1 protein-coding gene is annotated in these 512 nt (G+C 58.8%); it reads right to left on the reverse strand.

Going from position 1 to position 512, the window contains the following annotated elements:
- A partial coding sequence (locus EXE48_RS18905) for a serine integrase family protein (RefSeq protein ID WP_199236421.1) occupies positions 1-512 on the reverse strand: 512 nt, incomplete at both ends.

Here is a 512-nt window from a genome sequence, read left to right on the forward strand (position 1 = left end):
TTCTCGGCGTTGTCAAGTTGGAAAATCTCCGTCACCGTGTCGAACTCTTCACCGGGCACCTGGTAGTGGCCGTTCGCGTCGTAGGTCATCCCAAACCGTGGTCGGCCGTGGTCGTACCCCTGCTGTTTGCGCCGCTCGATCGCGCGGCGAGACTTTTCGATCTCCTCCTCTTTGGTGTCGCGTTCGATTCTTCTTTTGAGATCGAAGGTGAGATCGTCTTCGTTGACCTCACCGGCGTAGACGATCTCGGTGTTACCCTGTCCAGCGGCGTATTGAATCACGCGTAGGTACTCGTCACGGCAAACTCGGCGATCGTCGAGTGCGATCAAATAGTCGAATCGACCAGACCGCAGCTCGTCGATGCGCTCGGTGACGCGTTCGTTCTGGTCGAGTAGGCCCGACTCGTCATCGCGGGTCATCGTCGAGAAACCAGTGTGGACCCCGAGATCAAGCTTTTCCACCTCGTCGGCCAGCTCGGCAGCGAGACCTGGCACGACCTCCCGCTGTTCTTC

This window comes from Halorubrum sp. ASP1 (assembly GCF_005435135.1).
In the GTDB taxonomy this organism is placed as follows: domain Archaea; phylum Halobacteriota; class Halobacteria; order Halobacteriales; family Haloferacaceae; genus Halorubrum; species Halorubrum tropicale.